Consider the following 7014-nt stretch of genomic DNA (forward strand, 5'->3'; position numbering starts at 1 on the left):
TTCAGATCAAAATCTATTTCAGAATTTTTAAAATAATGCTGAATTTTCTGCAAACCGTCAAACCTCATCTTTACAAGGTCTAGTGTTTTTTTCCAGCCCATTTTTTCAGAATCGGCAATCACTTCCGTTAAACTTCCGAAACACGCAAAACCTGCATTTCTCGTGGAAGCGCCCATCGGAACAGAATTTCGTTCAATGATCAAAACAGATTTTTCGGGATATTTTTCTTTAATGGAAATTGCGGTCCAAAGTCCCGTAAAACCGGCTCCGACGATAATAATCTCGCGTTTTCTGTAAAAAGTTTCAAGTTCCCAGATGCTGTTCATAAGCTATTTTTATGGTAAATTGTGAATAGTCAATTCTCTTCGCTTGTGAATTTTTTTTCATTCTGAGTCATGATATTATAAAAATTGACAGTTGACTTGCAACGCAAAATTCACAAACAAAGAGAATTCACCTTTTTAGCCCTGACTTCCTTCTTCTTCACCGTTATGATGAAATCCGATGATTCTTCTTGGTTCTTCAACTGCTTTATAAGTATCCAGTTCTTTTTTAAGATTCTGAATTCTCTGCTGGAACTGATCGAAATTATTGATGATCGCATCTGCTAAAAATCTCGCAATCTGATCCAGATATTCTTCCGTGAGTTTCGCTGCCGCATCTCTTAAAGCGCCTTTTAAAAGTTTCTGATCGATCTTTAAATTTTCGTCCCGTGTTTTCTGATATTCGTTTTTAATTCTCTTTTTCAGACTTTGGGTAAAATCGATCAGCATCGTATTGCTGAATACTTTCATTTGCGACGAAACTTCGTTCCAGAAAGGGATTTTATTTGCTTTGTTATTCTTTAAAATTTTAAACAGCAGAGAATCTTTCTCCAGATTTTTTGTCATCGCGTATAAAATGATTTCAGATCTTTCCGCAAGATTAGGCGGAAAAACAGGGATCATCACATCAAATCTTCCGGGAGCCAGAATTTCTTCATTAATTTCAGAAACTGAGTTTGCAGAACCAACCATCAGAAGATTTTCCTGCTCAAATTTCGAAATATAATGCAGAATAAGCTCCTGCGTTTCCAGATTACAGGAAGCCACATTATTTTCAGCTTTTCGGGACATCATGATGTCATCAAAATCATCCAGAAACATCAGTATTTTTTCTTCTTTCATTACCGTCGCAAGAAAATCACTGAAATTGGTCTGCGTTCCGTCTACAAAGGAAGTTCCGAGGTAATGTTTTTTAACTTCTTTAAATTGATAGCCGATAATTTCCGCTATTTTATTCGCCCAGAAAATCTTTCCGCTTCCGGGAGGTCCGTAAAGAATAATTCCGGCAGGTTTGTTGATTCCCCAGTCTTTAATCTGCTGAGGATTTAAAAACGGTTCCAGAACGCCTGAAATATAGAAGAACAGATCCCGGTAACCGATAAAATCTCTTTTTTGGAGGCTGGTTTTATGCCCGAAATAATCGTAGACAAACTGATAATTTCCGCCCAGTTTGTTATCGATTCCGTAGCTTGAAATGGAAGATTTGAAGAAACCGTTGTCAAAAATATTCGGATCGGCTTCTTTAATGGCTTTTTCTATTTTTTCTTTGGGCTGATTGATGGTTTCCGCAATCTGTTCCAGTGTTTTTGTTTTGTCTAAATCTTTTTCGTAAAGTTTTAAAAATTCGATGTTTTCGCGCGCAAACTTTTCAAAATCTTCTTTTACTTCAAAATTTGTGCTTATGCATTCTACAAGCTCAAGATCAAAATCCTGAATAAACTGTTTGATCGCTTCTGCTGAAACGTTAAGTTCTTTTGCCAGTTCAATTAACTTCATAATTCCCTATTAATTCTATCAAATTTAATGTTTTTAGAAATTAAATTTTAGGGATTGATGATATAATTTGTAACAAAACGTGAATTATATACACTACTACTATGTAAAACAAATTACATGGAAAAAATTTTATCAGTAAAGAATCTGACTAAAAAATTCAAGAGAATCGTGGTAAACAATATCTCCTTTGATGTAGAAAAAGGGAATGTTTACGGACTTTTAGGACCGAACGGAAGCGGAAAATCCACCACTTTCGGGATGTTGCTTTCTACGATTAACCCGACAAGCGGAGAATGGTACTGGTTTGGAAAAAAAGGAACCGATCCGGATACGCTGAAAAAAATCGGGGCAATTATAGAACAGCCGAATTTTTATCCTTATCTGAATGCGGAGACGAATCTTAAAATTGTTGCCGAAATTAAAGGAACGCCTTATTCCAGAATTGATGAAGTGCTGAAAACGGTTAATCTTCTGGAAAGAAAAAAAGATCTGTTCCGAACGTATTCTCTGGGAATGAAACAGCGTCTTGCGATTGCTTCGGCATTGCTGAACAATCCGGAGGTTCTTATTCTGGATGAGCCGACAAATGGTCTTGATCCTGAAGGAATTATCCAGATCAGAGATATCATTAATAATATTGCAAAACAGGGCATTACGATTATTATTGCGAGTCACCTTCTGGATGAAATTGAAAAAATATGCAGCCATGTAATTGTTTTGAAGGAGGGAAATTCCATCTATTGCGGAAGGGTGGACGAAATGACCGCCAATAATGGTTATTTTGAATTAAAAGCAGACAACAATACATTGCTTTTAAATGCATTGAATGAACTGCAGTGGTTTACTGCGGTGAAGCAGGAAGGTGAAATTTTAAAAGCACAAATTCGTGATGATGCTTCTATTTCGGCATCGGCGCTGAACCAGAAACTGGCTGAAAAAGGGATTTTCCTGTCTCATTTAACCAAGAAAAAACTGTCTCTTGAATCTCAATTCCTTGAACTTGTAAAAAACACAAAATAATCATGCTGAAATTACTAAAACTAGAATATTACAAAAACCTGAACTACAGACCATTCAAGGTTTTTACGATCTTATATTTTGCGATTCTTATTGCTTTGCTTTTCGTCGGACTGGTGGATTTTGATGCTTTCGGAGGAACAATCAATTTAAAGGAACAGGGAATTTATAATTTTCCGGGAATCTGGAATTTTACAACATGGATTGTTGCTTTGCTGAAGATTTTCTTAGGATTAATCATTGTTTTTTCGATTTCGCAGGAATTCAGCAACCGGATGTTTAAGCAGAATACGATTGACGGTTTAAGCAGAAAGGAATTCATCAGCTCTAAATTGTTAACGATAAGCATTTTCACAATTATTTCTACAGTTATCGTTTTTGCGATTACCATGTTTTTAGGGTATCAATATTCCGATACAACAGAATCTGGGAAGGTTTTTGAAGAGGTTTTCTTTATTGGCAATTATTTTGTGAAGTTGTTTACCTTCTTCTGTTTCCTGATGTTTCTTTCGATTTTATTGAGAAAATCAGTGTTTGTTTTTCTTGCATTCTTTGTTTTATGGGTTGCAGAAAGTATTTTATCTACCGTAGAAGTTTTTACAAAAGTAAGAGGTACGCAGGAAGCGGAACGATTAAAGATTATGAAAGACGATTTCTTCATCAGTCATCTTTTTCCGCTGGAAAGTATGTCGAGCCTTATTCCCAATCCGATGATGCGTTTAAAAGCGGCGCAAATCTTTGGAGGAAAATATGAATTCCACTACCCTACCGAAAGCTTAGTTGCGTGTCTGGTTTGGTGTGCCATTTTTATTTTCGGGTCGTACTGGATTCTCAGAAAGAAGGACTGGTAATTTTTTTGAAACATTCAACACAATATATTCAGATTATTTTTTTAGTGGTTCGTTTTTTACGGATCACTTTTTTTGTTTTTTGGCTTAAAATTTTCATTCACATGAAATTAAATTATTACCATGAAAAAGATCTATTATTTTCCGGGACTGATCAGTGCTTTGCTGATTCCTGTTTTATTCTGGTATTATGGGAATATGAAACTTGAAGAAGCTAATCTGCGTGTTATGGATATAGGACTTCCAGCGAAGCTTACAGGTAATAATTATCTATATAGCTTTGAGCCTTTGAGACATTGGGACTATAAAAAAATAAAAGTTAATCCTAATACAGCTAAAGAAAATTCTAACTTGTATGTTTCGGAAATGAAAGCTCTTCAGAAAAGAAATCAAAAAGAAACAGGAATTGAGTTCATTCTGGATAAGAATAATACTTACGGAGACTTTGCTTCTTTACTCAATGATATGGAAATTGCAAAACAGGACACTTATGCTTTTGATATAGAAAAAACAGGACATGTATTTGCAGTTCATTATTATAAGGATCCAAACGCAAAAGAAGTTGAATGCCTTCTTTGTAATGATGCCATTTATACTTATGCAGAACCAACTTTTAAAGATAAATTTTTCAAACTTCCAAAAGAAGCTTTTTTCATTATTTTTGGATTTCTACTGTTTTTAAATATTTCCATGTTCAGCATTAAGGAAAATCTTCAAACTAAAAGAACGTTTGCATGAAAAAGATCTATTATTTTCCGGGACTAATCAGTGCTTTGCTGATTCCTGTTTTGTTCTGGTATTACATTCATCCATATATTGATAAAACAGTTTATAATGTAGTTGACATTGGACTCCCTGCGAAACTTAGAAAAGACAATTATAATCAGAATGCTACCTTTGAACCACTAAGAAACTGGAATTACAAGAAAATTGCCGTTCCACCAAATGAAGCCAAAAATAATTCGGATTTTTTTGTTTCCGAAATCAAAGCAATGCAGAAAAGAAATGAGAAAAATTCCGGAATTGAGTTCATTCTGGATAAGAATAATACTTACGGTGATTTTGCTTCTTTATTAAATGATATGGCAATTGCAAAACAGGACACTTATGCTTTTGATATAGAAAAAACAGGGCATGTATTTGCAATCGTAAATTACATTGATCCGAAAGCAGAAAAATCTGAAGAAATAAGTTGCCTTTTGTGTAATGACGTGATACGTGATTATTATGAACCGACTTTCTCTGATCGAATATACAATCTTATTAATCCGCAATATTATCAGCAAATTTTTGGAAATGCACCGCAACTTCCAAAAGGCGCATACTACATTTTATTTGCTTTTCTATTGTTTCTGAATATTTCTATGTTTAGCATTAAGGAAAGATTTCAGCTAAAACTCCGATAGATTCTTCAATGCGCTCCACTTCGTTCCGCTCCTTTCTGAATAACAGAGTACTCAATTTAAAGTATAAACATAAAAAGGCTGCCTTTCGGCAGCCCCTTCAATCACCTCTTCACTTAACACTTACTTTTTATCTTTATCGAGTAGAGAAATATATTCTCCATAACCTTTTTCCTGCATTTCCGCTTTCGGAATAAACTTCAGGGAAGCAGAATTGATGCAATAACGAAGTCCGCCTTTGTCTGCAGGTCCGTCATTGAAAACGTGTCCCAAATGCGCATCTCCGGTTTTACTTCTCACCTCCACTCTCGTCATTCCGTGAGAACGGTCTAACTTCTCTTCGATTAATTTTTTGGTAATCGGCTTAGAAAAACTTGGCCATCCACAACCGGATTCGAATTTATCGGTGGAGATAAACAAAGGTTCTCCTGTGGTAATATCTACATAAATCCCCTCTCTAGTTTCATCCCAGTATTCGTTCTGGAAAGCTCTTTCCGTACCGTTTTCCTGAGTAACGTTATACTGTTCGGCAGTCAATTTTTCTTTTAAAACCTTTTTATCCTGCTTCTGATATTTGGTTTCGTTACTTCCTTTTGTTTCTTTTTTTGGCGGATTGGCATTTCTTGCCATTTCAAACAATCCCGGTTCGATGTGGCAGTAACCTCCCGGATTTTTATCCAGATAATCCTGATGATAATCTTCCGCTTTATAGAAATTCTTTAAAGGAATGGTTTCCACCACGACTGGTTTGCTGTAATTTTTAGCCAGTTTTGCCACTTCAGCTTTTACGATCGCTTCCGTTTCTTTGTCTGTGGAATAAATTCCCGTTCTGTATTGGTTTCCTCTGTCATTTCCCTGTTTATCAATGCTTGTCGGGTCTATGGTTTTAAAATACAGATCAATTAATAGTTTTAAATCTACTACTTCAGGATCGTATTTCACTTTTACGGTTTCGGCAAAACCTGTGGTATGACTTACTACTTCTTCATATGTAGGATTCTTTTTATTTCCGTTGGCATAGCCTACTTCTGTTCCTACCACTCCGCGAATCTGCTGAAAAAAATGCTCGGTTCCCCAGAAACATCCTCCTGCAAAATAAACTTCTTTTACATTTTTGTTGTCCATAACGGTCTCATTTTCTTTTTTTGTGTTTGTGGATTTTTGTCTGGCATCTCCACAACTTGTCGCAAAAACTGCTATTCCCAGTACTACACTGAGTAAAATTAGTATGTTTTTCATTTTTATCTTATTATTCATTTTTTCACATTTAAAATCATTAAACCAAATCCTAAAAGCATCAGATCCTTCAGAATGAAAAAGTCTGTAACCGGAATTCCATCGACCACTTTCCAAACTCCCGGAGTTGTAAACAAATAGCTTAAGGTAGTAAGAAAAGTAACAATCATTCCGATGGCGGCGTACTTTCTGAGTGATGCAAATTTCACACTAAAAATTAAAAGTAATGCAATGATAATTTCTATCACTCCGATAGCATTAGACACTGCCTGAATGCTTACAATATCATATACGAAAAAAGTAAGGAAATGGTTTTCCACCAAAGGTTTTATCGCGTTCGCTTCTGTGGGGGTAAATTTGAAGATTCCAATCCAGAGCAGAATAATGGCAGCTCCGAAAAGTGAGAGGTAATACCCTGCTTTTCCGGCAAGGTTTTCGTTATCGATTTTAAGTGCAGTTCCGTTCATTTTTTAAGATTTTGAGTTAATACTTTATTATTTTCAAAAGTATAGTCGGAACGTTTTCAAAATCCTGACAAAAATTTTATTAAAGATCTAAATTTTTAACCATTTTTTCTTTAAAATCCTGAATTTCAGAATCATTAATTTTACTTTTTTCTTCATTAAAAAGTTTTCTCTTTAAAATTTCATCTAAAATTTCCAGCTTTTCTTTATACGCTCTGCACCATTT

8 protein-coding genes are annotated in these 7014 nt (G+C 35.1%); 4 read left to right on the forward strand and 4 right to left on the reverse strand.

Annotated features, from left to right (window positions below; translation table 11 throughout):
• Both WFK35_RS18995 and WFK35_RS19000 read right to left on the reverse strand, forming a co-directional pair.
• Positions 1-326 (reverse strand): FAD-dependent oxidoreductase (locus WFK35_RS18995; protein ID WP_336733889.1); only part of this gene is annotated, 326 nt, incomplete at its 3' end.
• 135 nt (positions 327-461) lie between these two features.
• Positions 462-1820 (reverse strand): AAA family ATPase, encoded by a 1359-nt coding sequence (locus WFK35_RS19000; protein WP_336733891.1) that lies wholly within the window; start codon positions 1818-1820, stop codon positions 462-464.
• A 117-nt stretch (positions 1821-1937) separates the two neighbouring features.
• Here WFK35_RS19000 and WFK35_RS19005 point away from each other — a divergent pair, with 117 nt between their 5' ends.
• The 4 genes from WFK35_RS19005 (at position 1938) to WFK35_RS19020 (ending at position 5091) form a co-directional block, all read left to right on the forward strand.
• Positions 1938-2840 (forward strand): ABC transporter ATP-binding protein, encoded by a 903-nt coding sequence (locus tag WFK35_RS19005; RefSeq protein WP_336733893.1) that lies wholly within the window; start codon positions 1938-1940, stop codon positions 2838-2840.
• Positions 2841-2842: 2 nt separating this feature from the next.
• Positions 2843-3688 carry an ABC transporter permease gene (locus tag WFK35_RS19010; protein WP_336733895.1) on the forward strand — a complete coding sequence of 282 codons (846 nt, stop codon included), beginning with the start codon at positions 2843-2845 and terminating at the stop codon, positions 3686-3688.
• Positions 3689-3808: 120 nt separating this feature from the next.
• Positions 3809-4423 carry a hypothetical protein gene (locus WFK35_RS19015; protein WP_336733897.1) on the forward strand — a complete coding sequence of 205 codons (615 nt, stop codon included), beginning with the start codon at positions 3809-3811 and terminating at the stop codon, positions 4421-4423.
• On the forward strand, positions 4420-5091 hold the full coding sequence (locus WFK35_RS19020) for a hypothetical protein (protein ID WP_336733900.1): 672 nt from the start codon (positions 4420-4422) through the stop codon (positions 5089-5091). Before WFK35_RS19015 ends, WFK35_RS19020 begins: the two co-directional genes overlap by 4 nt.
• A 120-nt stretch (positions 5092-5211) precedes the next feature.
• Here WFK35_RS19020 and msrB read toward each other — a convergent pair whose 3' ends face one another.
• Positions 5212-6327 carry a peptide-methionine (R)-S-oxide reductase MsrB gene (gene msrB / locus WFK35_RS19025; protein WP_336733902.1) on the reverse strand — a complete coding sequence of 372 codons (1116 nt, stop codon included), beginning with the start codon at positions 6325-6327 and terminating at the stop codon, positions 5212-5214.
• A 14-nt stretch (positions 6328-6341) separates the two neighbouring features.
• Complete coding sequence (locus WFK35_RS19030) at positions 6342-6791, reverse strand: DUF417 family protein (RefSeq protein WP_336733904.1); 450 nt, start codon at positions 6789-6791, stop codon at positions 6342-6344.
• Positions 6792-7014: the final 223 nt, after the last annotated feature.

The organism is Chryseobacterium sp. VD8, from assembly GCF_037149975.1.
Lineage (GTDB): Bacteria > Bacteroidota > Bacteroidia > Flavobacteriales > Weeksellaceae > Chryseobacterium > Chryseobacterium indicum.